The sequence below is a fragment of the Piscinibacter sp. HJYY11 genome (genome assembly GCF_016735515.1).
In the GTDB taxonomy this organism is placed as follows: Bacteria; Pseudomonadota; Gammaproteobacteria; order Burkholderiales; family Burkholderiaceae_C; genus Rhizobacter.
The window spans coordinates 3016685-3042767 of sequence record NZ_JAERQZ010000001.1 but is presented as its reverse complement, the minus strand read 5'-3'; the positions used below and the strand labels follow the sequence as shown (position 1 = coordinate 3042767).

The window sequence follows — 26083 nt, the reverse complement described above, 5'->3', positions numbered from 1 at the left end:
TCAGCGGTGGCGGCCTTCGACGAGGCGGTCGGGCACGATGTTGGCGACGACGAGCCGGCCCTGCTCCCGCACCACGTAGACGGTGAAAGGCCGCGCGGTGGGCGCCTCGGCGTATTCCATCCACATGTAGAACGCAAAGCCCTGCTGGCCCGAGGCATCGGTGGTGCGCGTGATGGTCACGCTCTTGCCCGGCTCGCGGCCGCGCTGGAAGAAGGGCACGATCTGCGTCTGCAAGGCGCGCTTCACGGCCTCGTCGCCGGTGCGCTCGACGAGGCTGCGGCTCAGCATCGATTGCGTGGCGGCCACGTCGCCGGCCATCGAGCGCGCGACAAACTCGTCGGCCGCGGCGCGGAAGGGCTGGCTGTCCTGTGCCATCTTGAGGTCCTGCACCACGCTCGGCGTGGCGGCGCGGGCCTCGCTCAGGCCCGAGACGAGAGAGACGGCCAGCAACAGCGGCAGGAGGATGCGTCGACGGTTCATGCGGGGCTCCTTGCGAAAGCGTGCACTGTCGCGAGAAGCCGTTTCGCCGTCGTTTCAACGCCCGGCGGCTTTTGTTTCGTTTGTTGGGCTTGCCGAGCCCGCCGCGAACTGCCGCAAATTTCTCCGCCGCTTCGGCGTGCTCGATCGGGCCGTGCCGTGGTGCGGCTCCGCAGGCGCCTGGATTGCCAAACCGGCCTACCTTCCACGACACAGGAGACCGCCATGGCCCGCGACGACGACACCCCCGCCGACTCACCCCCTCAGGCCACCACGCGCCGCCACGCCATCGGCTGGCTCGGTGCCGGCGTGGCCGCGCCGGGCCTCGTGGCCGCGGGCAGCGCTGCAGCCGCACCGGCCGTGCCACCGCGCCCGCTGATCGACCCGCGCACCGCCTACCCGCGTCCGCCCTTCCCTGAGCAGCGCCAGCCCTGGCCGGGCCTGGCGAGCCAGATGACGCCGCGGCCCGACCATGGCGAGCGCAGCTACGTCGGCGCGGGCCGGCTCGCCGGCCGCAAAGCGCTGATCACCGGCGGCGACTCGGGCCTCGGGCGCGCGGCCGCCATCGCGTATGCGCGAGAGGGGGCCGACGTGGCAATCGGCTACCTGCCCGCCGAAGAGCCCGATGCGCGCGAGGTGATCCAGCTCATCCGCGCCGAGGGGCGGAAGGCGCTCGCGCTGCCGGGCGACATCCGCCTCGAAGGCACCTGCTCGCGGCTGGTGGCCGAGACGGTGACAGCCTTCGGCGGGCTCGACATCCTGGTGAACAACGCCGCGCGCCAGCATGCGGCGAAGTCGATCATGGACATCAGCACCGACTTCTTCGACTGGACGATGAAGACCAACCTGTACGCGATGTTCTGGCTGACCAAGTACGCGCTGCCGCACCTGCCACCGGGCGCGGCCATCATCAACACCGCCTCGGTGGTGGCCTTCGATCCGCCCGAGGACCTGCTCGACTACTCGACCACCAAGGCCGGGATCATTGCGTTCACGCAGTCGCTCGCGAAGCAGCTGGCGAAGAAGGGCGTGCGGGTGAACGCCATTGCGCCGGGGCCGTACTGGACGCCGCTGCAGCCGAGCGGCGGGCAGCTGCCGGGCGAGATCGCCAACTTCGGGGCCGACACGCCGTATGGGCGCCCAGGGCAGCCGGTGGAGATCGCACCGCTCTTCGTGCAGCTGGCCGATTCGTTCGCGAGCTACACAAGCGGCAACGTCTTCCCGAGCACCGGCGGCACGGCCGCGCCTTAGGCCTTCGCGAGCCCGTCGAGGAACCGGGCGGCCTGGGCGCGCATGCCGCTTGCGATCGCCTGCCAGGTGTGGGGCGGGTAGTCGGCTGGCAGGTGACGCTCCGCGGCGTCGAGCGCCGGGCCGACACGCTCGACCTGCTGCAGCATGCGCGCCCACACCGCCGGGCCTCCCGCCTGCAGGGCCAGTGCATGCCAATGCCGCGGCTGCTGGCTGTGCAGCTGGTAGTGCACGTTCTTGGCACGCAGCGCAAACGCCAGCTCGGCCTTGCGCCAGCGGAACTGGTTTGCCGCATCGCCCACGTACGGGAAGATCGACAGCACGTCGTACAGCGGCGTCATCACGTAGGCGTCGCCCGCGTGCAGGAAGAGCGAGTAGTTCTTCGCGTGGCCGTCGGTCGCGGCCATCAGCCAGAACGCGAGCTGGGTGAGCGCGAAGGTGGCGCGGTCGCCGGGCTCGGCGCTGCCGCCCAGCAGGCGCAGACAGTCGGCGATGCCGGGGCCGCCATCCTTCTCGTACTTGCGGGTGGGCGGGTGGCCGAGCGCTTGGCAGAAGTCTTCCTGCGGCAGGCGGGCGATCCAGTCGCGGCCGTCGGCGTGTTGTTGCCAGGCGCGGTCGAAGCGGGTCACGGCGAGCGCCTTCTGGTCGTCGAAACGCCAGATCTCGGCCGGTGCCACCGGCAAGCCGAGGTGGTGCAGGATCAGCGCGCACAGCCACTCGTTTTCCACCGAGTCGCCGAGGTCCACCCGGCGCGAGCCGCCCACCAGGCCGAGCGGCAGCTTGAGGATGTGCGTGGTGGGCGTGGCGCCCCGCGGGCGGTGCCAGTGGCCACCGTGGCGCAGCAGCGCGGTCTTCTCCTGCGCGCCGGCGAGCGAGATGCGGAAGCTCTCGTCGTCATCCCCGGCCTGGCCCAGCACGGCCTCGGAGGGCACGCCTCGCAGCAGGGCCGCCACCTGCGCTTCGCTCAGGCGCTCGCTGTCGATGCGGTCCCAGCCGGTGGGGGCGTGGCCTTCGGGCAGCAGCTGCACCGCGCCCACGCAGTCGCGGCCGATCGCCTCGAGCAGCGAGAAGGTGTCGGCCGAGCGGGTCTTGAAGCGGCGGTGCAGCCGGTCGCGGATGCGCTCGTTGTCGGGCAGCAGGTTGTCGAAGTAGTGGGCCACCGCCGGGCCGCGCACTTCACGCCCGGGCGTGATGGGCAGCGAGAGCGACAGCGCCCGGCGCTTGGGCGAGCGCAGCCAGGCTTCGTCGTAAGTGAAGCGGTGGGTGCCGCGGTCGACCGTCCAGGTGCCGACGGGCTCGCCGTTCATCCAGGCGGCGAGGTGCGAGCTCACCAGCTGCCTTTCGAAGGCCCGGGGGCGGGCTCGGCGGCCACCGGGCCGTGGTCGTGGATCACGAGCGTGGCCCCCAGCACCGCCAGCACCTGCATGATCTGCTGCAGGCTCACGGCACCGGGGTTGGCCTCGATCTCCACCACGCGTGCCTGCGTGACGCCGATGGCCGCGCCGAGCTGGGCCTGCGTCATGCCGCGCTGCTTGCGCAGCGCCTGCAGCTGCGGGCGCAGCTGATCGGGCATCTTGAGGGGGTAGTCCATGCGTGCAATTTACAAGACAAGGCTTGTATTGTCAAGAAACAAGCCAAAGCTTGTAATCACCAAATACAAGCCTGGGCTTGTTCAATGCTTGCCGGTGCGCGGGATCCAGTGGCCCAGCACGCCTGCGGCCGCCAGCGCGAGCAGGCCGGTCGACGCCACGGCGATGCCGAGCGACATCGCCGCCGCCAGGAAGGACAGCAGCGCCGGCCCGCTGGTCGAGCCCAGGTCGGCCATCAGGCGCCACACCCCGAGGAAGCGGGCTCGCTCGCCCGGCGGCGAGTGGTCGGCGCCCAGCGTCATGATCAGGCCCGAGCCGATGCCATTGCCGAAGCCGATGGCCATGGCGGCGATGAGCAGCGTCCATGGGCCGTGCGTGAACGGCATCAGCAGCAGGGCCGTGCCCATGACCACCATCGACGGCACGGCCACCCAGCGGCGGCCCTTCAGGTCCATCACCCGCCCGGCCGGGTAGAAAAGCAGCATGTCGATGCCCCCGGCCAGGCCGTAGATCAGCGAGGCGACCGAGGCCGAGAGGCCCAGGTGGTCGGCCCACAGCGGGATCACCGCCTGCCGGCTCGCCCGCACCGAGGCGACCAGCATCACGCCGATGCCGAGCGTGAGGAACACATGCCGGTGGTCGCGCAGCGTCGACGCGAACGACAGCTTCGCGGTCGCCACGGTGCGCGGTGCGAGATCGGGGATGCGCACCGCCACGCCGGCCGCCACCAGCAGCGCGCCGATGCCCAGGCCATAGGCGCCGGCCAGGCCCCACTGGTGCACCACCGCCGCCGAGACGAAGGGCCCGATGAACATGCCGATGCGCGACACACCCCCGAGCGTGGAGAGCGCCCGTGCCCGCCATTCCACCGGCACTGCCTCGCTGAGGTAGGCCTGCCGCGCGAGGTTGAACACCGCCTGCGACATGCCCGCCATGAAGCACCCGACCGCAAACACGCCGAGGTGGCGGGTCGAGGCACACAGGGCCATGCCGAGCGCCGTCCAGAGCGCTGCCGCCACGATGGACCATCGCTCGCCGAAGCGCATGGTCAGCAGCGAGGCCGGCAGGTTCGACAGCAGCGAGCCGATGCCCATCAGCGCCACCATCAGCGCCGCCGCCGAGACCGAGCTGCCGAGCTCGCGCGCCGCCAGCGGCAGGATGGGCAGGATGGCGCCTTCGCCGATGCCGAAGAGCAGCGACGGGCCGAAGGCCGGCACGGCGATGCGGCGCAGGGGATGGGAGCTGGAAGACATGGAAGAGCGGCCATTCTCCGGCACCTAGAATCCCCACCCCGCCCTCATCGACGCCGACCACCGTGGACCTCAAGCTGCCCATCACCATCACCGACGAGCTGACCGACGACGTCATCCACTCGACCGGCATGCTCGACCTGGCCAGCGGCGAGATCCGCAGCGTCGAATACAAGGACTACGACGCCGACCGCCTGGGCCTGCCGGCCGAGCGCGAGGACTACGAGTTCACCTCGGGCGCGCTGTCCAACGGCAAGAAGGAAGTGGAGTTCGGCATCCAGGTCAACCTCGCCACCGGCCAGTATTCGGTGACGCCCAACGAGCTGCTCGAGCTCAAGGGCCGTGCGGCCAAGCTCTTCACGCTGGCCCCCGGCGAGACCACCCGGCCCGAGGCGGCGGGCAAGAAGGCGGCGCCGGCCGCCAAGCGCAAACCGCGCGCCTGATCAGCGCTCGGCCAGGCCGCTCAGCAGCGCGAGGTAGTAGCCGAGCGGCGGCGTCGCCTGGCCCGGCGTCTTGGCGAGGTCGTCCCAGCGGCGCAGCTGCACGGCGTCCATCGCGAATGGCGTGTCGTTGAACTTCACCACCTCGACCGGCGTCATCGGCCCGCCCTGCAGTTGCAGCGAGTGCACCGAGGCCGGCGACAGCCCCGCGAAGTAGCCATCGTCAGTGGCCACGAGGTAGCGCTTGGCCGCCACGTGCAGCCGGATGGGCTCCAGCACTGCGGCGCCGAAGCGGCCCTTCAGGTAGGGCAGCGCCACCCTCTCGTGGCAGTCGTCCTGGGCGTCGCCGGCCACCGGGGTGAGGAAGTGCCCGAGGTCGTGCAGCAGCGCCGCGGCCACCAGCGTGTCGTCGGCATGCGCCCATTCGGCGAGCTGCGCGCATTGCAGCGCATGCTCGAGGGCGGTGACCGACTCGCGCCGGCTGCCGTCATACGACGCGCTGCCATGGCGCTCGAACAGCGTGGCGATGTCGTCGAGGCTCAGCGGCGGCATGGGCTCAGGTCGCCAGCTTGCGAAGGCGCGAGGAGGCCATGTCGATCAGCGACACCGCCACCACCAGCATGATCAGCACCGCCGCGGTCTGCGCATACTGGAAGCCGCGGATCACGTCCCACAGCACCATGCCGATGCCACCGGCACCCACCATGCCCACCACCGAGGCGGAGCGCACGTTCGACTCGAAGCGGTACAGCGCATACGAGATCCACAGCGGCATCACCTGCGGGATCACGCCGTAGACGATCTCGGCCAGCGGGTGCGCACCGGTCGCGCGGATGCCCTCCACCGGCTGCGGGTCGATCGCCTCCACCGCCTCGGAGAAGAGCTTGGCCAGCACGCCGGTGGTGTGCACCCACAGGGCCAGCACGCCGGCAAACGGCCCCAGGCCCACCGCGACGACGAAGAGCAGCGCGAACAGCATCTCGTTGATGGCGCGGCAGCCGTCGAGCACGCGCCGCACCGGCTGGTGCACCCACCAGGGCGTGATGTTGGCCGAGGCGAGGAGTGCGAGCGGCACCGAGCAGGCGATGGCGAGTGCCGTGCCCCACACCGCGATCTGCAGCGTGATCAGCAGCTCGGTGACGTAGTGGCGCCAGTCGCTGAAGTCGGGCGGGAAGAAGCCGCGGGCGTACTCGCCCATGTTGCTGCCATCACGCAGCAGGTCGAGCGGGCGCATGTCGGCGCCCTTCCAGCTGGCGGCGAGCACGGCAAGCAGCACGCCCCACACGAGGAGCGTGAGCCACGAGGTGCGTGGCGGCGTGATGGGCTCGGCCACCGGGGCAAGGCTCAGCGACGACACGGCTTACTTCGCGAGCGCGACCTGCTGCGCCAGCTCGGCGAGGCGCTGGTCGATGTCCTTCAGCTTCTTCGCCTTGTCGTCGGCCGACAGGGCGGTGTCGGCGTCGACCTTGGCGCGCTCGCGGGCGAGCTCGAGCTGGCGGATGGGCGTGAGCTGCTGGTTGTCGGACTTCACGAAGGCCGACCACGTCAGCGTCTTCAGCACCTCCTTCTCGCGCGCATCCTTGCCGTAGGCGAGGAAGAAGTCGCGCAGCTTCTTCTTGGTGGCCTCGTCGAGATCCTTGCGCCACACCAGCGGGTCGCTCGGGATCAGCGGCGAGCGCCAGATCTCGCGCAGCTCGGCGGCCTTCTCGGGCATCTTGATCTTCATGCGGTCGACGCCGTCGCTCGCCACCGTGGCCACGTCGAGCTGCTTGCTGGCCACCGCGAGGATGTTGCTCTCATGGTTGGAGCGGGCGGCGCGCTCGAACTCCTTGGCCGGGTCGACCTTGTGGGCGGCCCAGGCATAGAAGCCGGGGACCAGGGTGCCGCTGGTCGAGTTGATCTCGCCCATGCCGAGCGTGAGGTTGGCGCGGGCCTTGATCACGTCGTCGAGCGACTTCAGCGGGCTGTCCTTGTGCACGATCATCAGGCTCCAGTAGCCCTGGGTGCCGTCGACCGACACCACCTTGCCGAACACTTCGCCGTTGGCCCGGTCCACTGCTTCCATGCCTGACTTATTGCCCATCCACGCGACCTGCACCTTGTTGAAGCGCATCGCCTCGATCACGCCGGCGTAGTCGGGCGCGAAGAAGGCGTTGACCTTGAGGCCGGTCTGCTTCTGCAGGTCGTCGATCAGCGGCTGCCACGCCGTCTTGAGGTTGGCCGACGACTCGGTGGCGATGATGCCCATCTGCAGCTCGCGCGGCTGCGCATGCGTGCTCTGGTTGAACCACACCGAGGCGGTGGTGGCGAGGACGAGGAGGGTGGCTCTGCGGTTCATGGGGGGCTCCGGGGTCAGGCGGCCAGCGGCACGGGTTGGAGGGGCGTCGCGGCGTCGTGCGGCCGCGGCATCAGTTCATCGGTCTGCGTGCCGTACAGGTCGCGCAGGCGTTGCGGGGTGAGCTCGCGCGTGGGGCCGTCGTGCACCACTTCGCCGGCGCGCAGCGCGACGGTGCGCGGGCAGTACGCGAAGGCGTAGTCGACCTGGTGCAGCGAGACGATGACCGTCACGCCCAGCTCGCGGTTCACTTCGGCCAGCAGGTCCATCACCCGGCGGCTCGACTCGGGGTCGAGCGAGGCGATGGGCTCGTCGGCGAGGATGATCTGCGCGCCCTGCACCAGCGCGCGCGAGATGGCGGCCCGCTGCTGCTGGCCGCCCGAAAGCGTGGAGGCGCGTTGCCAGGCACAGCGCTCGATGCCCACGCGCTTGAGCGCCTCGTGGGCCCGTTGCAGCTCGGCCTGCGGGAATTGCGCGAAGAGGCCGCGCCACAGCGGCTGGCGGTGCAACGCACCGGCCAGCACGTTCTTCATCACGGAGAGGCGGTCGACCAGGTTGAACTGCTGGAAGATCGCGGCCACCTGCGCACGCGTGTCGCGGGCGTCGCGCGCCAGCTTGCCGCCTTGCTGCAGCGTGCGGCCGAGCACCTCCACGTGCGAGGTGCTGCCCGCATCGGCGCGGTGCAGCGCGTTCAGGTGGCGCAGCAGCGTCGACTTGCCGGAGCCCGAGGCGCCGAGCAGGGCGACCATCTCGCCGCGCTGCACCGAGAGCGACACGTCGCGCAAGGCGGTGTGGGCACCGAAACTCTTGCGCAGCTTCGTCACCTGGATCACGTTGTTCGTCATGCTCGTCACCTCGTTTCGCCACAGACTTCAAACCTCGAAGATTGTGGAAAGCGAGCGTGACGGTTGCGTGACGACTCCTGGGCAGGGAGATGAAACGTCTAGACGACTACGGGATGGCGTAGGCCGCCAGCGGCTGGCTGAAGCGGATCAGCCACAGGCGCGTGGGCCGTTCGTTGTCGACGCCGCGCGTGAGGCGAGCGCCCACCACGCCGGCCGGGCAGCCGGAGACGATGGCCCCGTTGGCGTCGACCGTGCAGTCCTCGATGCTGCCGGCCACCGTGGCGCCGGCGGCGTCGAGCAGGATGGTGCGCAGGCCGAAGTCGTTGTCGTTGATGAGCGCGAGGGTGTTTGCGTCGACCAGCGTCAGGCCCTCGGCCTTCTCGGCCACCCAGCCGGCGGCGTTGAGGTCGAGCAGCTCGGTCTTGCGCAGCGTGACCACCGTCGAGTAGTCGGCGCCGTTCGAGGCCGCCTGCGTGATGCTGCTCACCTCGAGGTCGTGGCCCTGCGCGGTGATGTCGGTTGCGTTGGCCGGGATCTCCACCAGGTAGAGCTTGTTCATCACCCGCGCATCGCTGGCGCGGGCGCCCTGCTCGATGACGATGAACTTGCCGTTGCCGAGGCTCACCACGTCGCCCAGCTTGGCGTTGCCGGTGCGGTTGCGGTCGTACTGCGTGCCGTCGATCGGGTAGGCGTAGAGCCTGGAGGTCTCGGTCGTCGGGTCGAACTCGAGCCAGCGCACGAACCTCGCGATGTGGCGCACGTCGGTGTTGCTGCCGCCGGGCGGGCGCGCGCGGATGGAGGCCCCGTTCGCATCCTTCGGGTCGATCGGGCTTTGCAGGAAGCCGTGCAGCTTGCCGCTCGCCACGTCGAGCGTCAGGCCTTCCATGCCGCGGTTGACCCGCCGCTTGACCAGCACCGCCGGCAGGTCGGTGGCGCCGGCCCCGGGGCCGTACTTGCGCTCGATCACGCCGGTCGTGCGGTTGATTCGCACGATGAAGGGGCCGTATTCGTCGCTCGCCCACAGCACGCTGCGCGCGGTGTCGACGACGATCGATTCGGGGTCGAGGCCCTGGGCGTCGTAGTTGGCCTTCGTGGCGTCGAAGCGGTAGGCGTCGTTGAGCGGCGTCTCGCCCGTCGAGCCCAGACCGGCTTGCGGCGGCAGGCCGGTGATGCGGGTGGTGGCATCGCGCCGGAGCGGCGTGCTGCTCTGGAGCACCGCGTTGGCGCCGACACGGATCACGCCGAAGCTGGGCGCGAAGGACGGGGCAGGGAACACCTTGCTGATGTTGTTGCCGGTGCCGCCGGGCACGGGCGCGCTGGGGCCGTCGCCATTGGGGCCGCGGTCGGTGATGGCGTAGAACTCGAGCGTGCCGTCGGCCAGTCGTTCCTTGAAGGCGAGGCCCGAGCCGTAGGCGGGCAGGAAGCCGCTCGCGAAGTCGGCCGCGATGGCGGTGTGGCTGCCCTCGTAGGGGATGTTGAAGCTGGTGGCCGCCTGCAGCTCGTGCTTGGTGATGCTCACCGAGACGTTGCCGACCGCGTGGGTCTGCGCATAGGTCTGCGGGGCGGGCGCGGTGGGCCCTGAAGGTTCGTCGTCGCCGCCGCCGCAGGCGGTGACGAGCAAGGCGGCCGCGGCGAGGGCAGCCCAGGAGCGAGTGTGTGGTGTCATGGTCTTGGGGGTCTGCAAAGTGGCAGCCCGCCATTGCATGACGTGGTCATGAAACCCGTGTGACACTCCCGCCCATAAAACCGGGCACGTTGATGACCCGAAGGGAGTGTCGTGATGTGGCGTGGATGTGCCTTGGCCTTGGTGCTGGCATGGTGGTTCTGTCTCTTGGGCCTGCACTGGCTGCTGGCGTGGAAGCTCGATGGGCAGGTGTGGCTGTGGCTGGCAGTGGCTGCGCCGGCGGTGGTGGGCGGCACCGTGTGGCTCGCGCTGCGCGTGGCGCCGATCAAGGGCCGGCCGCGTGGGTCGCCCGTCGCGGCAGCGGCTTTGCACGACCCCGTGGCCCGCACCCGCATCCGGCGATTGCTGGAGAAACGCCGGTCGGCCGACGCCCTCGCCGCCTACATCGCGGCGCTGGCGGCGCAACCCCGCTTCGACCCCGGCACGGTGGCCGTCGTGCCGCTGACCAAGCAGGCGCTCAAGCAGCAGCGCCCCGACCTGGCCTTGCAACTGCTCGAAGCCTTCGGCCAGCGCCGCCCGGGGGACACGCGCACCGCCCTCTACCGCTGGCTGCATGGCCAGGCGTTGCTGGCCGCCGGGCGTGAGGACGAAGGCGTGGCGCAGCTGCAGGCGCTGATGCTCCACCACGCCGGAGACCGGCACGCACGGGAGGCCCGCACCCTGCTGGCCCACCATCATCACGCCAGCGGCACCCCGTCATCGGCCGGCGACCGCGGCGATGGTGCGCCCGCCTAAAATCGCGGTCCGCTCTTCTCCCCCAGCTTTTCCGGCGCCCTGACGCCCGGCCTGTGTCATGAACCTCAGCTCCCTCACCGCCCTGTCGCCGCTCGATGGCCGTTATGCCTCCCGCATGGGGCCGCTGCGTGGCCTGCTCTCCGAGTTCGGGCTGATGCACCGCCGCGTGCAGGTGGAGGTGGAGTGGTTCATCGCCCTGTCGGATGCCGGCTTCGCCGAGTTCAAGCCGCTCACCGGCGCCGGCCGCGGCCTGCTGCGCGGCCTCGTCACCCGCTTCTCCGAGGCCGATGCGCAGGCCATCAAGGAGATCGAGAAGACCACCAACCACGACGTGAAGGCGGTCGAGTACTGGCTCAAGAGCCGCTTCGAGAACAGCGCCGAGCTCAAGGCGGCCTCGGAGTTCGTGCACTTCGCCTGCACCAGCGAAGACATCAACAACACCAGCCACGGCCTCATGCTCAAGGCCGCACGGCAAGACGTGCTGCTGCCCACGCTCGACAAGATCATCGGCGCGCTCACCACCCTCGCGAAAGACCTCGCCGACGTGCCCATGCTCGCGCGCACCCACGGCCAGACCGCCAGCCCCACGACGGTGGGCAAGGAAGTTGCCAACGTGGTGGCCCGCCTGCAGCACGCGCGCGAGCGCATCGCCGGCGTGAAGCTGCTCGCCAAGATGAACGGCGCGGTCGGCAACTACAACGCCCACCTCTCGGCCTACCCGGACTTCGACTGGGAGTCCTTCGCTCGCCGTGTGATCGAGAAGCAGCTCGGGCTGGAGTTCAACCCGTACACGATCCAGATCGAGCCGCACGACTACATGGCCGAGCTGTTCGATGCGGTCACCCGCACCAACACCATCCTCATCGACTGGTCGCGCGACGTCTGGGGCTACATCAGCCTCGGCTACTTCAAGCAGGCGACCCGGGCGGGCGAGATCGGCTCGTCGACGATGCCGCACAAGGTCAACCCGATCGACTTCGAGAACGCCGAAGGCAACTTCGGCCTCGCCAACGCCCTGCTCAGCCACCTGAGCCAGAAGCTGCCGATCAGCCGCTGGCAGCGCGACCTGACCGACAGCACGGTGCTGCGCAACATGGGCGTGGCAATCGGCTACGCGGTGCTCGGCTACGACAGCCTGCTGAAGGGCCTGGCCAAGCTGGAGGTCAACCGCGAAGCACTTGCCGCCGACCTCGACGCGGCCTGGGAAGTGCTCGCCGAGCCCATCCAGACCGTGATGCGCCGCTACAAGCTGCCCAACCCGTACGAGCGCCTGAAGGAGCTCACCCGCGGCAAGGCCATCACGCGCGAGGACATCCAGGCCTTCATCGGCACGCTGGAGATCCCCGAGAACGAGAAGGCCCGCCTGCTCGCGATGACGCCCGGCAGCTACACCGGGCAGGCGGCGGCGCTGGCCGGGCGCATCGACGCTGCGGGCAACCGCTGATCAGCCCGCCAGGCCTTCGGCCTTCAGCGCCGCCTGCACCTGCGGGCGCGCGGCCACACGTGCCAGGTAGGCCTTGAGGTTCGGCACGTCCGACAGCGGCAGGCCGAGGAAGTTGGACCAGTTCACGATGGTGAAGGCATAGGCATCGGCCACGCTGAACTCGCCGGCCAGGTATTCGCGCGAGGCGAGGTGGCGGTCGAGCTCGGCGAAGCGCGTCGCGAGCTTCTCGCGCACGGCCTGCTTCGTGGAATCGGCCGTTTCCTTGTGCCACAGCCAGGGGCTGAAGGCCTTGTGCAGCTCGCTCGCCACGAAGGCCAGCCACTGCGTCACCTGCAGGCGGCGCTCGCTGCGCGGGGCGCCGATCAATGCGAAGCCGGCGTCCTGGTCGGCGATGTGTGCCAGCAGCGCGGCCGCTTCGGTGTGGCGGCTGCCGTCGTCGAACTCCAGCATCGGCACGTAGCCGCGCGGTGCGATGTCGTAGTAGCTGCGGCCGTCTTCCAACGTGTGCTTCGCGAGGTCGACCTTGACGAGATCGAAGCCGATGCCGGCTTCGCGCAGGGCGATGTGGACGGCGAGCGAGCAGGCGCCGGGGGCGTGGTAGAGCTTCATGGAGAGGTCCTTTCAGGGATGGAAGACTCAGGCGCGCGAGGCGCCGGGGGTGAGGAAGGGGCTGCGCTTGACGCTGTAGTCGCCGTCGCCGAGCAGCCAGTGCACGAGTGACGCGACGGCGAGGAACACCGGGTACTCCCAGCCGCCGCCGGTGCTGGTGTGCACCCAGCCGTTGGGCAGGTGCACCCAGGCCGCGGCCAGCAGCACCGGCACCAGCAGCAGCGAGACCTGCCGTGCGTACACACCGGCCAGCAAGGCGAGGCCGCCCAGCAGCTCGGCCGCGAACACCGGATAGGCCAGCACGCCGGGCAGGCCGACCGAGTCGAAGAACTGCGCCGTGCCGGGCAGCGTGAAGACGACGAGCTTGAGCAGCGCATGCGCAATCCACATCGCGCCGAGGGCGATGCGCAGCAACAGCAGGCCGAGTGAGGTGTTGGTCATGGAAAGGCTCCGTTGAGTGATGACGGGGTGAAATCTATGATTGCGGCGGTGCAGTTGAAATAGGCGGTCAGGCAAACGATGAATGCATCCATGCAATCGACGCTCGGGGCGGCCGAGCTGGCCCTGCTGCTCGCGCTGGTGCGCGGTGGCAACCTCGCAGCGGCGGCGCAACTCGCGGGTGTTGACGGGTCCACCGTCTTTCGCACCGTGCAACGCGCCGAGAAGGCGCTGGGCCAGCGGCTCTTCGAGCGCTCGCGCAGCGGCTACCAGCCGACCGAGCTCGGCCAGCGCCTCGCGCACCACGCCGAGCGCATCGAGGCCGAGCTGGAAGCCGCGCGCGCCGAGGCGCGGCTCGACGCCGGCGCGGTGAGCGGCGTGGTGCGCATCGCCACCGCCGACACGCTGCTCAAGGGCCTGCTGATGCCGGCGCTGAAGTCGCTGCACGAGGCCCACCCTGGCCTGCGGCTCGACGTCACGGCACGCAACGAACTGGCCAACCTCACCCAGCGCGAGGCCGACATCGCGCTGCGCGCCACCGCCAAGCCGCCGCCGCACGTGGTTGGCCGCGAGCTGGGCACGGTGCGCAATGCGGTGTTCGCGCCGAAGCCGTCGGGGCGGCGTGCGAAGACCGTCGACCTGAGCGCGGCGGCCTGGATCAGCGTCGATGACGCCATGCCCGACCACCCCTCGGTGCGCTGGCGCCGCAAGCACTTCCCGCGCTCGGAGCCGGTGCTGTGCGTCAACAGCGTGCAGGCGGTGTTCGACGCGGTGGTGGCCGGCCTCGGCGTGGGCCTGGTGCCGGTCTTCCTGGCGCGCGGCCGCAGCGACGTGCAACAGGTCAGCGAGACCGTGCCCGAGTGCGACGTGCAGCTGTGGCTGCTCACGCACCCCGAGTCGCGCCACCTGCGGCGCATCGCCACCGTGGCCGCGCACCTCGCCGCACACATCGCCCTTTGATGCCGACTGTCTGCTGCGCTCCCTAAAATCCAGCCCTCATGAAATTCACCGACCAGCTCGCCGCCGCTCAGCGTGGCAACGACTCCCTGCTGTGCGTGGGCCTCGACCCCGAGCCGGGCAAGTTCCCCGGCAAATGGAAGGGCGATGCCGGTCGCATCTACGACTTCTGCGCCGCGATCGTCGATGCGACGAAAGACGTGGCCTGTGCCTTCAAGCCGCAGATCGCCTACTTCGCCGGCAACCGCGCCGAAGACCAGCTCGAGCGCCTGATGGCGCACATCAAGCGCGTGGCGCCCAGCGTGCCGGTGATCCTCGACGCCAAGCGCGGCGACATCGGCTCCACCGCCGAGCAGTACGCCCGTGAAGCCTTCGAGCGCTACCAGGCCGATGCGGTCACGCTGTCGCCCTTCATGGGCTTCGACTCCGTCGAGCCCTGGCTGCGCTACAGCGGCAAGGGGTTGATCCTCTTGTGCCGCACTTCCAACCCGGGCGGCTCGGACCTGCAGGCCCAGAAGCTCGCCTCGGGCGATCTCTTGTACGAACATGTCGCGCGGCTCGCGCAGGGCCCGTGGAACACGACCGGCCAGCTCGGCCTCGTGGTCGGCGCGACCTTCCCCGGCGAGATCGCCCGCGTGCGGGAACTCGCGCCGACGCTGCCGCTGCTGATCCCCGGCGTGGGCGCGCAAGGCGGCGATGCCGATGCCACGGTCAAGGCGGGTTTCCGGCAGGGCGGCACCATCGTCGTCAACTCCTCGCGTGCGGTGCTCTACGCATCGTCGGGAGACGACTTCGCCAGTGCCGCGCGGGCCGTGGCGGTGCAGACACGGGCGGCGTTAAATGCCGCACGGTCATCCTCCGCGGCCGGGTAAAACACGACCGCACGCCCGTGCAGAGCGCGGGACACTTGCGGCTCGGCTGCGGCGTGTCGAGCGCCTCGTGGCCGCTGCATGAAGAAAGAAGTACACGACACGTCCGAGGGAAGCGCCAACGCTGCCACGCGTGATGGCCTGAATGCCACGATTGCCCGCCTGTTCTTCGGGCTGGGCTGCGGCATGTCCTTGATCGGCGCGCTGGCCTACGCCGCGCTCGACCTGACCCTGGAGCCCGGCATGCAGACGATGCTGGTCGGGGTGTGCGCCGCGCTGGCCGCGGTGTTTGCGCTGTCCATCGTGCTGCTGAACCGCGCGCCCTTGTCGACGGTGATGCTGGTGGTGGGCTGGAGCGGCGTGACCGTGGTCGCGCTCACCGCGGTGGGTGTGGGCGAAGGTGTGCGAAGCCTGAGCCTCGGGTTCTTCGGATTGATGGTGTGCCTGGTGACGGTGCTCACGAGCCTGCGCGCGGGGCTGGTGCTCGCGCTCGGCTGCGTGGTGGCCGTGATCGGGCTCACCTGGGCGGAATCGGCCGGCCTGTTGCCCGGCGTGCTGGCCTTGCAGCGCAACCCGACCACGCTGCATGTGATCGCGCACCTGATGCTGCTCGCCACCGCGGTGGTGGCCGGCACGCAGATGTCGCGCATGATCGATCGCGCGATGCGCGAGGCCGAGGAGCGCCAGCAGCGCTTCCGCAACCTGCTCTCGATCGCGGCCGACTGGTACTGGGAGCTCGACGCCGACCTGCGCTTCCGGCGCATCGACACCCACGTGCACGCGAGCGCCGGCCCCGCGGCCAAGTCCCGCATCGGCCAGCGCCCGTGGGAGAGCACCCAGCTCGACATGGACCCGATCGCGCTCGACCAGCACCGCCAGGACCTGGAAGCGCACCGCCCCTTCAGCGACCTGCCGGTGCGCTACCGCACGCCTTCGGGGCGGCTGCTGCATTTCAGCGTGAGCGGCCGGCCCCGCTTCGACGACGAAGGCCGGTTCAACGGCTACTGGGGCGTGGGCCGCGACATCACGCCCGAGGTGCAGGCGCGCGAAGCGCATCGCGCCAGCGAGACACGCTACCGCGAGCTCTTCGCGATGTCGCCCACGCCGCTGGTGCTGCACCGCGACGGCATCACCATGCTGGCCAACGAGGCCGCCGCGCGGCTCTTCGGCTTTGCGAGTGCGCAGGCGATGAGCGGCTTCGACCTCGCGCAGCTCTACCCGGTGGCGCAGCGCGGGCTGCTGCACGACCGCATCCGCACGCTGCAGATCTTCCCGATCGGCAAGAGCCTCGACCTCACCGAATTCCAGCTGCATGCCATCGATGGCCGCCGTCTCACGGTGCAGGCCAACGGCGCGCGCGTGAGCACCAGCGACGGCACGGCCATCCTGTCGATGTACTACGACGTGACCGAGCGCGTGAGCACCGAGGCGCAGCTGCGCCGTTCGCAGGCGATGCTGTCGCACCTCTTCGCCACCAGCCCCGACTTCATCACGCTCAGCGACATGGAGACGGGCGTCTACGTGATGGTCAACGAGAGCTTTACGCGCATGTTCGGCTACAGCGCGGGTGAGGTGGTCGGCAGGAGCGCGCTCGACCTCGGCATCTGGTACCAGCCGGCCGACCGCCAGAAGATGGTGGCCGAGTTGAAGGCCCACGGCGGCGTCAACGAGGTCGAGACGCTCTTCGTGCACAAGACGGGCGCGCCGGTCACGCTGCTGATGTCGGCCGGGCGCTTCACGATGGACGGCCGCGACTACCTCGTGGTCAACGGCCGCGACGTCACCGAGATGCAGCGCACGCGGCTGGAGCACGAGGCGATCCTCAAGAACGCGTCGATCGGCATCGCGCTCACCCGCCACCAGCGCTTCATGCAGGCCAATCCGAGCTTCGAGCGCATGTTCGGCTGGACGAGCGGCGGGCTGCTCGGCAAGCCGGGTGCGGTGGTGTGGCCGAGCGAAGACGACTACGCCGAAGTGGGCCGCATTGCGGGCCCCTTGCTGGCCGAAGGCAAGCCGGTGGAGCTGGAGCGCCAGATGCTGCGCCACGACGGCAGTTTCTTCTGGTGCCGCCTGCTCGCGCAGGTGGTCGACCCCGACCACCCCCGCATGGGCGGCACGATCTGGATCGCCGAAGACGTGACCGAGCGGCGCCAGATCGAGCAGGCGCTCGCCGCCGCGCGCGACGTGGCCGAGGCCGCCAGCCGCGCCAAGAGCGCCTTCCTCGCCAACACCAGCCACGAGATCCGCACCCCGCTCAACGGCCTGCTGGGCCTCGCGAGCCTGGCGATGCAGAAGGGCATCGACGAGCCGCGCCGCCTGCAGTACCTGGAGCAGATCCAGGACAGCGCGCAAAGCCTCTCCGGGATCATCAGCGACATCCTCGACCTTTCGAAGATCGAGGCCGGCAAGTTCAGCATCGAGGCGGTGCCCTTCAACGTGCGACAGCTGCTCAAGGCGGTGCACCACGCCTACCAGTCGCTGGCCACCGCGCGTTCGCTGCAACTGCAGCTCGAGGTGGCACCCGACGTGCCCAGCACCGTGCTCGGCGACCCGGTGCGGCTGCGCCAGATCCTGAGCAACTACATCACCAACGGCCTGAAGTTCACCGAGCGCGGCCACGTGCGCCTGGAGGTCGCGATGTCGAGCCACCCGTCGCGCGAGGGGCAGGTGCGCTTCACCGTCAGCGACACCGGGCCTGGCATCGACACGGCCACGCAGCGGCGTCTCTTCCAGCCTTTCACGCAGGCCGACGATTCGACGACACGTCGCTTCGGCGGCACCGGGCTTGGCCTGTCGATCTGCAAGGAGCTCGCGCAGCTGATGGAAGGCACGGTGGGTGTCGACAGCACGCCCGGCATCGGCAGCCGCTTCTGGGCCGAGCTGCCGCTGCCCGAGACCGACCTGCCGGTGGTCGACCCGCAGGTCGAGGCCGAAGACACCCAGCGTCTCGAAGGCCTGCGCGTGCTGCTGGTGGAAGACAACCCGGTCAACATGATGATCAGCGTCGCCATGCTCGAGCAGTGGGGCGTGGAGGTGACGCAGGCTGTCGATGGCGCCGAGGGCGTGGCGGCGGTGGAGCGCGCGCAGGCGTCGCAGCGGCCCTTCCACGTGGTGCTGATGGACGTGCAGATGCCGCGCTTGAGCGGGCATGAGGCGGCGCGTCAGCTGCGGTGCGTGTACGGGGCGGAGGAGCTACCGATCATTGCGCTCACCGCCGCGGCGCTGGTGTCGGAGCGGGAGGAGGCGCTGGCCTCCGGCATGAACGACTTCCTCACGAAGCCGATCGATGTTCACAAGCTGCGGCAGGCGTTGATCCGGGTGGTGGGATAGGAGGCCGGGCCGAGTCCCGGCACCGCCTCACGCAGTACGCTGAACTCACATCTTCGGCGGCACCACCGGCAACGACGACGACAAGCCGCCGTCAACCGGGATCGCGTGCCCGTTCACATACGACGCCTCGTCGCTCGCAAGGAACAGCGCCGCATACGCAATCTCATGCGGCAGCCCACCGCGGCGCAGCGGGTTCAACTGCCCGATCTTGTTCTCGGTCCCCCGCTCACGCGCCCGGTCGAACACCGGCTTGGTCATGCCCGTCTCGATCAGCCCGGGGCAGATGGCATTGATCCGCACGCCGGTGCCTCCGAACTGGTTGGCGCTCGTCTGCACCAGGCTGATGACGCCGGCCTTGCTCGCGCTGTAGGGCGGCCCGCCCGCGCCCGAGCGCAGGCCCGCGACCGACGCGGTGCAGATGATCGAGCCGTGCCCCGCCGGCACCATCACGCGCGTTGCGTACTTGATCGCGAGGAAGGTGCCCACCAGGTTGATCGAGAGAATGCGCATCCACTCCTCGACAGTCCAGTCGTCGAAGGCGCACAGGCCGCCACTCACCCCCGCGTTGGCAAAACACACGTCGAGCCCGCCATGGGTGCGTACTGCCGTTTCGATGTAGTCGGCCACGTCCTGCTCCTGGGACGTGTCGCGCTGCAGCGCGATGGCGGTGCCGCCGGCGGCGCGGATGTCGGCCACCGTGGCCTCGACTTCGGGGGCACGGTCGACGGCGACCACCTTGGCGCCCTGCTCGGCGAAGAGCTTGGCGGTGGCGCGGCCGATGCCGCTCGCGGCGCCGGTGACGACGGCGGACTTGCCTTCAAGACGTTTCATGGGTGCTCCGTACCGATGCTTCCAAAGCGCCGAGCATAGGCGGACGACGGACCGCGCGGCCCCGGTGTGATCCCGAGGCGGCGTGTCGTGCAGGCGACTCAACGCTGGTTTTAGCTGGTTTAGTATGATGATCATCATTCAAAGGAGAAGCCGATGAACGACACCACCCTGACCGTCGATCCTGCCGTCGAGCGCGCCGCGCTGGCCTTCCTCACGCCATCCCCGCAGGCGAAGGCGCCGTCGCTCGACTTCATGCCCGGCGCGCGCCGCCGACTCATCGACAGCCCGAGCGGCCCGCTGGCGGCCGCCGAGTGGGGCGAGGGGCCCGCGGTGCTGTTGATGCATGGCTGGGATGGCAAGGCGAGCGACCTCGCCGCGTTTGCGCCGGCGCTGCTCGCGGCGGGGCACAAGGTGATCGCCGTCAACCTGCCGGCGCACGGTGAATCGGCCGGCGAGCGCACCTCCATCCCGGGCTCGGCGCGGGCGTTCGTCGCGGCACAGGAGGCTCTGGGGCCGCTGCGTGCGGTGGTGGCGCACTCCATCGCGACGGCGGTCACGGTGGAGGCGGTCGCGCTCGGCCTGCCGGCGCAGCGCCTGGCGCTGATTTCGGCGCCGGCGCGTTATGCGATGTACGCCAAGGGGTTTGCCGCTCAGGCCGGCCTGTCGCCCGAGCAGGCGGAGCAGATGCTCGAAGCGCTGCGGGCGATGGGCGTCGACGTGCATTCGATCTCGACGCCGCGCCGTGCGGCCGCCCTGAAGCAGCCGGTGCTGTTCGTGCATTCGGCCGACGACCGGGTGGTGCCGATCGCCGACGCGGAAGCGAGCCACGCGAAGTGGGCCGGGCCGGCGCAGTTCCTGCGCCTCGACGGTCTCGGCCACCGGCGCCTGCTGCAGTCGCCCGAGGTGGTGGCGGCGGTGACGGCCTTCGTCACCGCGCCCTGATCAACCCGCCAGGCGCTGCCCGCTCGTCACCGGCCATTGCCCGCCCAGCGCTCGGGTGGCCGTCTCGGCAGCGGTGAAGAGCAGCGAGTTCATGCGCTGCACGGCCAGGTCGGAAAAGCGCTCGAGCGGCCCTGACAGCGACAGCGCACCGAGCAGGATGCCGGCCGGGCCGAAGACCGGCGCCGCGACCGCGCCGCACAGCGGGTCGCGCTCGCCGAAGGAGTTGTGCAGCAGCGGGGTGTCGCCGGCCACGTTGAGCCCGCCGGCGAATGCATGCAGCACCTTGCCGGCCGCGCCGCGGTTGAGCGGCAGCACGTCGCCCGCGCGCACGCGGTCGAGCGTGGAGTGCGCCGAGTCGATGCGGAACAGGCACAGCCGCGAGTCCTTGCCGTGTCGCACGTGGAATGAGGGGCTCTCGGTGCCCTTGTTCACCAGCCACTCGAGGACCGGCTGCACACCTTCCTTCAGCCCATAGGTCTGCTCGAACGAGCGGCCGAAGAGAAAGGCCAGCGGGCCGAGTGCATAGCGCTTGTCGCTGCGGTGCACGACCAGGCCGGCGCGTGCCAGCGAGGCGAGCAGCCGCAGCAGCGTGCTCTTGTACATGCCGGTGCGGCGCGCGAGCTCGGCCAGCGTGAGCGGGGCGCTCGCGCGTGCCAGCGTGGTGGCGATGGACAGCGCGCGGTCCACCGCGGCCACGCCATCGGCGGGGGCCGAAGGCGGCGGCGCGACGGTGGGCGGCATGGGGGCCGCGGCGGCGGCGTTGTCATGGGCCACGGCCGCGGGCACGGCGGTGGGCGTCGAGGGGGACAGGACCTGGGACATGGCGAGGAGACCTCCGAATACACCGCCGTGGTGAGGCACGCGGTGTTCTGCTAAGTGGAATCGATGTTCTTTTTATTCCACCAGTGTGCGGCACCTGCGGCCCAAACCGGTCCATGGGTGACCCCTATTGACCTGCCGATGAAAGGTTTCAGACACTCTGAAAAAGGGACCCCAAAAGTCCGTCGAACAGAACTTGCGATGCCGCGCATTCCCTACATCACCGATGAACAGGCCGGCCCGCCGGAACTGGTCGACGCCATCCGCAAACGCCGCGGCGGCCGCCTCGCCGAGCTCGACCGCCTGCTGCTCTACAGCACCCCGTTCGCGACCGGCTGGGGCTTGATGATGGGCCGCGTGCGCACCGAGCTCTCGCTGTCGCCGCTGCTGCGTGAGATCGGCATGCTCGGAGTCGCGGTCCTCAACGGGGCGGAGTACGAGTTCCACCACCACAGCCAGCCCTTCCTCGACGCGGGTGGCACGCCCGCGCAGCTCGAGGCGCTGCGCTCGTTGCCCGCCATCGACGCCATGCTCTTCAACCCGACCGAGCGGGCGGCGTTGCAACTCACCGTCGAGATGACACGCGACGTGAAGGTGGCCGACAGCACCTTCGCCGCGGCCCGCGCCGCGCTCGGCAACGACACGCACCTCGTCGAGCTGATCGCCGTGATCTCGTCTTACAACATGGTGTCGCGCTTCCTCGTGGCCCTCGAGCTCACGCCCGACTGATCTCCAACGGGCATCGTCTCAACTTCTTTGCCGGGGCTTTACACAGGCGACGCATCCGGTGGCCAGCGGATCGGCGAGCATCGTGCCTCGCACGACTGGAGCCCCGCATGAAACCGACCCGCGCCCTTGCCACCCTCTGCATCACCACCGCCGTGCTCGCGCCCTGGTCGGCGCAGGCCCAGTCGATGCGCTGCAAGAACGACCTGGCCAACGTCGGCGAGGGCAAGGCGTCGGTGCTGCAGAAATGTGGTGAGCCGGTGCACCGCGAGTCGTTCTGCAAGCCGGTCGCGCCCACGCAGGAAACGACCGGCGGTGCCGGTGGCAGGACCATCGTCAACGTCACGCCCTGCGAGACCGTCGACGAGTGGACCTACAACCCCGGCCGTGGCCAGTTCATGACCATGCTGCGCTTCGAGTCGGGCCGCCTCACGGCCATCACCTACGGCGACCGGGTGAAGTGAACTGGCCTACTTCGCCGCCGCCGGGAAGGCCGGCAGCTTGCCCACGTCGCGTGCGTCGTGCTGCAGCACCACCGTCGCCTTCAACTGGGCCGCGATCTTCTTGAAGCGGTCAAGCGAGGCGAGCGTCTCGGCGCGGTTGGTGTTGAAGCTGGGCACGCCGTTGGTCTCGTAGTTCTCGTGGAAATGCGCCAGGTCGCCGGTCAGCAGCACCGGGCCGGTGTCCTTCAGCTTCACCAGCAGGCTGTGGTGGCCGGGTGTGTGGCCGGGCGTGGTCAGCATGATGACGCGGCCGTCGCCGAAGACGTCCTTGTCGAGCGGCACGGTCTCGAGCTTGCTGCCGCCGGTGAGCCAGGGCGCGAGGAAGGCCGGGTTGGTGCCCACCGGCTTGGGCGACGAGACCACGTCCCAGTCGCCCTTGCCGATCAGCAGCGTGGCCTGCGGGAACGACGCGGCCTGGCCGATGTGGTCGTTGTGGTAGTGGCTGATGCCGAGGAACTTGATCTGCTCGGGCCTGATGCCACGCTGCGCCAGCTGGTCGACGAGGCTCACCTTGGGGGCCGGCGCGCCGGCCGTCATGGCGTGGCCGCTGTCCCACAGCAGGTACTCGTCGCCACGCTGGATGAGGTAGCAGCTGAACACGAACGGCACCTTCTTGCCGTCCATCGCGTAGGTGTCGGAGAACCGGCCCACGTCGTTGGTGATGCCCGTGCCGCACTCCAGGCGCGACAGCGACAGTTCGGGGCCGGCGGGGGCCGTTGCAGGCGGCGTGGGCGCGGAGGGCGTCTGGACACAGGCCGAGATCGCCAGGGTGGCGGCCACGAGGGCCGACAGGTTCACGATTCGCTTCATGCAGGTCTCCTGAGGATAGGAAAGAAGAAGCCACCGGGGGCCGGGCGCACTGTAGTCGCAAGCCTTGAAACCTGCGCGTCCGGACCCAGCTCAGGGGTCTCTCCGTCTGCAGGAAGGGCAGCACGTGACCTTGTTCATCGCCGCCGGCGTGATGCTGCTGCTCGTGGGCTGGTTCGCCGGTGAGCCGGTGTGGACGGCGCTGCGCCGCGCGCGCATCCGCCGCCAGCCCTTCCCGCCCGAGTGGCGCGAGATCCTGCGCCGGCGCGTGCCCTATGTGCGCCACCTGCCGGCCGATCTGCAGCTGCAGCTGAAGAAGCACATCCAGGTGTTCCTCGCCGAAAAGCCCTTCATCGGGTGCGCGGGCCTGGCCATCACCGACGAGATGCGCGTCACCGTCGCCGCGCAGGCCTGCCTGCTGCTCTTGAACCGGCGGCGCCCGGGCTACTACCCGCAGCTGCGCCAGGTGCTGGTCTACCCGGGGGCGTTTGCCGTCGACCGGGTACATGCCGACGGCAGCGGCGTGCTGCAGGAACAGCGGCTGGCGCTCTCGGGCGAGTCGTGGTCGCAGGGGCAGGTGATCCTGTCGTGGCAAGACACGCTGGACGGCGCGGCCGAGCCCGCCGACGGGCAGAACGTGGTCATCCATGAATTCGCCCACCAGCTCGACCAGGAAAACGGTGCCGCCAACGGCGCACCGTGGCTGCCGCGCCGCGCCCGCGAGCGCTGGGCGCAGGTGTTGGCGGCCGAGTTCACACGGCTGCAGTCGGCGGTCGACGCTGGTGCGCCGACGTTGCTCAACCCCTACGGCGCCACCAACCCGGCCGAGTTTTTCGCGGTGGCGAGCGAGGTGTTCTTCGAGCAGCCGCAAGCGCTGGCCGGGGAGCACCCGGCGCTCTACGAGGAGCTGTCGCGCTGCTACCGCCTCAACCCGCTCTCCTGGTGAGGCGGGGGAGCGCTTTCCTGCGACTTTCGCCCGCTCCCACCGGGCAATCCCGCAAATGTGCAAAACGCACATTCGTGTTAAGGTGCCCTTTCCCGTGGCCCTTTTGCGCACGCCTTGTTCGTTGACGACCGATCCCTGCCGCCTGCACCGTCTGCCGCCCCCGACACCTCGGCCGTGCTGGCGGCTTGCCGTGCGCTGCTGACGCCGCTGGCGCAGCTCGCGATCGCGCGGGGCCTGCACCATGCCGATCTCGACGAGCTGTTGCGCGCCGCCTTCGTCGACGCGGCGCTGGCCGCCCACCCCGACGCCTCGCCCCACCGCGCGGCGAGCCGCGTCAGCACCGCCACCGGCCTCAACCGGCGCGAGGTCACCCGGCTGCTTCAGCGCGAGCCGGTGGCCGAAGCCAGGCGCACGCCGGCCACGCAGGTGTTCACCCGCTGGCTCAGCGATCCGGCCTGGCACGCGCACACCGCGTTGCCGCGCCAGGGGGCCGGCGCGAGCTTCGAGGCGCTGGCGCAGTCGGTGACGAAAGACGTGCACCCGCGCAGCCTGCTCGAAGAGCTGTGCCGCCTGGGGCTTGCGCGTGTGGACGAGGCGAAGGACCTGGTGGAGTTGCTGCGCGAACGCTTTGCCCCGGCGGGCGACGAGCCGCGCATGCTGGGCTTTTTGGCCAGCAATGTGGGCGACCACTTGCACGCGGCAGTCACCAACGTGGTGTCGCCCGAGCCGCAGCACCTGGAGCAGGCGGTGTTTGCCGACGAGCTCTCGACGGAATCGGTGCAGCGCCTGCAGCCGCTGGTCCGCGAGCAGTGGCAGCAGTTGCTGCGCACGCTCGCGCCGGCCGTGCAGAAGGCGATCGACGAAGACGCGCGCCTCGGCCGCCCGCAGGACCAGCGGCTTCGCGTCGGCCTGTACGGCTACCACGCGCCGATGCACGACGCGGCACCGGCCGCATCGGCCACCCCAGGCGACACCCCGACGAGCGCCGAAGACAGCGCGACGCGCGCCACGCGCCGGGCCGCCCGCAAGGCGACCCGAAGGAGCAGTACATGAAGCGCCCGCCGTTCTGGAAGCCCACCTCGACCACCGTGCTTTCGCTCGCCGCGCTGATGGCCTTGCTGCTGCTGGCAGCGGTGTTGCCCGGCTGCGGCGGCGTCGACAGCGGCGGCACCGGCCAGACGGTCGAGAACCCGACCACCTCCAGCGGCCGCGTCACCGGCTTCGGCTCGGTGATCGTCAACGGCATCCGCTTCGACGACAGCGCCGCAGTGGTCGTCGACGACGACGGCGTGGTGCACCCGCGCACCGACCTGCGGCTCGGCATGGTGGTCGAGGTGCAGGGCCGGCTGCGCGGCAACTCCGGCCAGGGCACGGCGAGCCAGATCCAGTTCGGCCATGAGATCGCCGGGCCGGTGGAATCGGTCGACGTGCCGGCCTCACGCCTCGTCGTGCTCGGGCAGACCGTGCACGTCGACGCGGACACCTTCTTCGACGGCTTCACCGCCGGGCTGGCCGACGTGCAGGCGGCGCAACTCGTGGCCGTGCATGGCTTCTACGACAGCAGCGTTGGGGCCTACACCGCCACCCGCATCGAGCGCCGCGCCTCGCTGGCGCAGTACACGCTGCGCGGGCGCATCGCCAACCTCGCGGCATTGCCGACGCGCACCTTCACCATCGGCGCTGCGCTCATCGACTACGGCAGCGTCTCGCCGGCCGCGCTGCCGACACTCGCCGACGGGTTGTCGGTGCGGGTGAGCCTCAACACCACCCTGGTCTCGGGCCGCTGGGTGGCGAGCGCGGTGCATACCTCGCAGCGCAATTTCCCCGAGCGCAACGAGGCCGAGGTCGAAGGCCACGTGCATGGTTTCGTGAGCAGCGCCAGTTTCCTCGTCGCCGGTGTGCCGGTGAACGCCAGCGGGCCCGGCGTGACGGTGCGCCGCGGCACGCTTGCCGACCTGGCCAATGGCGTGCGGGTCGAGGTTGAAGGTGTCATGCAGGGCGGTGTGCTGGTGGCGAGCGTGGTCGACTTCAAGCGCGGTGGCCAGCAGGAATTCGAGCTGCACGGGCCGATCGAGTCGGTCGACGTGGCCACGCAGACGCTGGTGCTGCGCGGCGTCACCGTCGCATGGGACGGCGACACCCGCTTTGCCGCCGGCACCGCAGGCGACCTCGTCGCCGGCGCGCAGCTCGAGGTGCGCGGTGCGCCGGCGGGCGGTGTGCGACTGCTGGCCGACGCCATCCGTTTCGAGCGTTGAGAAG

The 26083-nt window shown here is 70.0% G+C and carries 27 protein-coding genes; 13 read left to right on the top strand and 14 right to left on the bottom strand.

Features of this window, described 5'->3' with window-relative positions:
• On the bottom strand, nt 1–480 hold the full coding sequence (locus JI745_RS14120) for a hypothetical protein (RefSeq protein ID WP_201807911.1): 480 nt from the start codon (nt 478–480) through the stop codon (nt 1–3).
• 222 nt (nt 481–702) lie between these two features.
• On the opposite strand from JI745_RS14120, the gene JI745_RS14115 reads away from it, so the two are divergent.
• On the top strand, nt 703–1728 hold the full coding sequence (locus JI745_RS14115; protein WP_201807910.1) for an SDR family oxidoreductase: 1026 nt from the start codon (nt 703–705) through the stop codon (nt 1726–1728).
• On the opposite strand, the gene JI745_RS14110 is transcribed toward JI745_RS14115, so the two are convergent.
• From JI745_RS14110 to JI745_RS14100, 3 genes are all read right to left on the bottom strand, one after another.
• The gene (locus tag JI745_RS14110) at nt 1725–3059 is read right to left on the bottom strand and encodes a type II toxin-antitoxin system HipA family toxin (RefSeq protein ID WP_404932849.1); all 1335 of its coding nucleotides are present in this window, start codon (nt 3057–3059) and stop codon (nt 1725–1727) included. The genes JI745_RS14115 and JI745_RS14110 overlap by 4 nt on opposite strands.
• Complete coding sequence (locus JI745_RS14105) at nt 3053–3316, bottom strand: helix-turn-helix domain-containing protein (RefSeq protein ID WP_201807909.1); 264 nt, start codon at nt 3314–3316, stop codon at nt 3053–3055. The genes JI745_RS14110 and JI745_RS14105 overlap by 7 nt, the downstream gene beginning before the upstream one ends.
• Before the next feature lie 81 nt (nt 3317–3397).
• A complete protein-coding gene (locus JI745_RS14100) occupies nt 3398–4567 on the bottom strand; it encodes an MFS transporter (protein ID WP_201807908.1) in 1170 nt (389 codons plus the stop codon).
• A 62-nt stretch (nt 4568–4629) separates the two neighbouring features.
• On the opposite strand from JI745_RS14100, the gene JI745_RS14095 reads away from it, so the two are divergent.
• On the top strand, nt 4630–5007 hold the full coding sequence (locus tag JI745_RS14095) for a hypothetical protein (protein WP_310738630.1): 378 nt from the start codon (nt 4630–4632) through the stop codon (nt 5005–5007).
• Here the strand turns inward: JI745_RS14095 and JI745_RS14090 are convergent, their stop codons facing one another.
• The 5 genes from JI745_RS14090 to JI745_RS14070 all read right to left on the bottom strand — a co-directional run bounded on the left by JI745_RS14090 (nt 5008) and on the right by JI745_RS14070 (nt 9850).
• Nucleotides 5008–5556: an HD domain-containing protein gene (locus JI745_RS14090; protein WP_201807907.1), complete on the bottom strand. Its 549-nt coding sequence runs from the start codon at nt 5554–5556 to the stop codon at nt 5008–5010. It abuts the gene before it with no gap.
• Between the two features lie 4 nt (nt 5557–5560).
• Nucleotides 5561–6352, bottom strand: a complete 792-nt coding sequence (phnE, locus tag JI745_RS14085) for a phosphonate ABC transporter, permease protein PhnE (RefSeq protein ID WP_236675289.1) — start codon at nt 6350–6352, stop codon at nt 5561–5563.
• Nucleotides 6353–6364: 12 nt separating this feature from the next.
• Nucleotides 6365–7342 carry a phosphonate ABC transporter substrate-binding protein gene (phnD, locus tag JI745_RS14080; RefSeq protein ID WP_201807901.1) on the bottom strand — a complete coding sequence of 326 codons (978 nt, stop codon included), beginning with the start codon at nt 7340–7342 and terminating at the stop codon, nt 6365–6367.
• A gap of 14 nt (nt 7343–7356) precedes the next feature.
• Nucleotides 7357–8184 (bottom strand): phosphonate ABC transporter ATP-binding protein, encoded by an 828-nt coding sequence (phnC, locus tag JI745_RS14075; protein WP_201807899.1) that lies wholly within the window; start codon nt 8182–8184, stop codon nt 7357–7359.
• Between the two features lie 106 nt (nt 8185–8290).
• On the bottom strand, nt 8291–9850 hold the full coding sequence (locus JI745_RS14070; protein WP_236674991.1) for an esterase-like activity of phytase family protein: 1560 nt from the start codon (nt 9848–9850) through the stop codon (nt 8291–8293).
• A gap of 132 nt (nt 9851–9982) precedes the next feature.
• On the opposite strand from JI745_RS14070, the gene JI745_RS14065 reads away from it, so the two are divergent.
• Complete coding sequence (locus JI745_RS14065; RefSeq protein WP_201807893.1) at nt 9983–10603, top strand: tol-pal system YbgF family protein; 621 nt, start codon at nt 9983–9985, stop codon at nt 10601–10603.
• Between the two features lie 58 nt (nt 10604–10661).
• The gene (purB, locus tag JI745_RS14060; RefSeq protein WP_201807891.1) at nt 10662–12047 is read left to right on the top strand and encodes an adenylosuccinate lyase; all 1386 of its coding nucleotides are present in this window, start codon (nt 10662–10664) and stop codon (nt 12045–12047) included.
• Here purB and gstA read toward each other — a convergent pair whose 3' ends face one another.
• Entirely contained in the window at nt 12048–12656 is a 609-nt protein-coding gene (gene gstA / locus JI745_RS14055; RefSeq protein ID WP_201807888.1) for a glutathione transferase GstA, read from the bottom strand.
• A 27-nt stretch (nt 12657–12683) separates the two neighbouring features.
• The gene (locus JI745_RS14050; protein ID WP_201807885.1) at nt 12684–13097 is read right to left on the bottom strand and encodes a DoxX family membrane protein; all 414 of its coding nucleotides are present in this window, start codon (nt 13095–13097) and stop codon (nt 12684–12686) included.
• 78 nt (nt 13098–13175) lie between these two features.
• Between JI745_RS14050 and JI745_RS14045 the strand changes: the two genes are divergently transcribed.
• From JI745_RS14045 to JI745_RS14035, 3 genes are all read left to right on the top strand, one after another.
• Nucleotides 13176–14054, top strand: a complete 879-nt coding sequence (locus tag JI745_RS14045; RefSeq protein WP_201807882.1) for a LysR family transcriptional regulator — start codon at nt 13176–13178, stop codon at nt 14052–14054.
• A 38-nt stretch (nt 14055–14092) separates the two neighbouring features.
• Complete coding sequence (gene pyrF, locus JI745_RS14040; RefSeq protein WP_201807879.1) at nt 14093–14923, top strand: orotidine-5'-phosphate decarboxylase; 831 nt, start codon at nt 14093–14095, stop codon at nt 14921–14923.
• 78 nt (nt 14924–15001) lie between these two features.
• Nucleotides 15002–18250: a PAS domain-containing hybrid sensor histidine kinase/response regulator gene (locus JI745_RS14035; RefSeq protein ID WP_201807876.1), complete on the top strand. Its 3249-nt coding sequence runs from the start codon at nt 15002–15004 to the stop codon at nt 18248–18250.
• Nucleotides 18251–18295: 45 nt separating this feature from the next.
• Here JI745_RS14035 and JI745_RS14030 read toward each other — a convergent pair whose 3' ends face one another.
• Entirely contained in the window at nt 18296–19081 is a 786-nt protein-coding gene (locus JI745_RS14030) for an SDR family NAD(P)-dependent oxidoreductase (RefSeq protein WP_201807873.1), read from the bottom strand.
• 153 nt (nt 19082–19234) lie between these two features.
• On the opposite strand from JI745_RS14030, the gene JI745_RS14025 reads away from it, so the two are divergent.
• Nucleotides 19235–20023 (top strand): alpha/beta hydrolase, encoded by a 789-nt coding sequence (locus JI745_RS14025; protein WP_201807870.1) that lies wholly within the window; start codon nt 19235–19237, stop codon nt 20021–20023.
• Here the strand turns inward: JI745_RS14025 and JI745_RS14020 are convergent, their stop codons facing one another.
• Nucleotides 20024–20845: an IclR family transcriptional regulator gene (locus JI745_RS14020; protein WP_236674990.1), complete on the bottom strand. Its 822-nt coding sequence runs from the start codon at nt 20843–20845 to the stop codon at nt 20024–20026.
• Between the two features lie 198 nt (nt 20846–21043).
• Between JI745_RS14020 and JI745_RS14015 the strand changes: the two genes are divergently transcribed.
• Together JI745_RS14015 and JI745_RS14010 are read left to right on the top strand one after the other, a co-directional pair.
• Complete coding sequence (locus JI745_RS14015) at nt 21044–21571, top strand: carboxymuconolactone decarboxylase family protein (protein WP_201807867.1); 528 nt, start codon at nt 21044–21046, stop codon at nt 21569–21571.
• Nucleotides 21572–21678: 107 nt separating this feature from the next.
• A complete protein-coding gene (locus JI745_RS14010; RefSeq protein ID WP_201807865.1) occupies nt 21679–22032 on the top strand; it encodes a DUF2845 domain-containing protein in 354 nt (117 codons plus the stop codon).
• A gap of 6 nt (nt 22033–22038) precedes the next feature.
• On the opposite strand, the gene JI745_RS14005 is transcribed toward JI745_RS14010, so the two are convergent.
• Nucleotides 22039–22881: an N-acyl homoserine lactonase family protein gene (locus JI745_RS14005; RefSeq protein ID WP_201807863.1), complete on the bottom strand. Its 843-nt coding sequence runs from the start codon at nt 22879–22881 to the stop codon at nt 22039–22041.
• Nucleotides 22882–23005: 124 nt separating this feature from the next.
• On the opposite strand from JI745_RS14005, the gene JI745_RS14000 reads away from it, so the two are divergent.
• The 3 genes from JI745_RS14000 to JI745_RS13990 all read left to right on the top strand — a co-directional run bounded on the left by JI745_RS14000 (nt 23006) and on the right by JI745_RS13990 (nt 26079).
• Nucleotides 23006–23824, top strand: a complete 819-nt coding sequence (locus JI745_RS14000; protein ID WP_201807860.1) for a zinc-dependent peptidase — start codon at nt 23006–23008, stop codon at nt 23822–23824.
• A 114-nt stretch (nt 23825–23938) separates the two neighbouring features.
• A complete protein-coding gene (locus JI745_RS13995; protein ID WP_201807858.1) occupies nt 23939–24877 on the top strand; it encodes a DUF6502 family protein in 939 nt (312 codons plus the stop codon).
• On the top strand, nt 24874–26079 hold the full coding sequence (locus tag JI745_RS13990) for a DUF5666 domain-containing protein (RefSeq protein ID WP_201807856.1): 1206 nt from the start codon (nt 24874–24876) through the stop codon (nt 26077–26079). The genes JI745_RS13995 and JI745_RS13990 overlap by 4 nt, the downstream gene beginning before the upstream one ends.
• Nucleotides 26080–26083 lie beyond the last annotated feature (4 nt).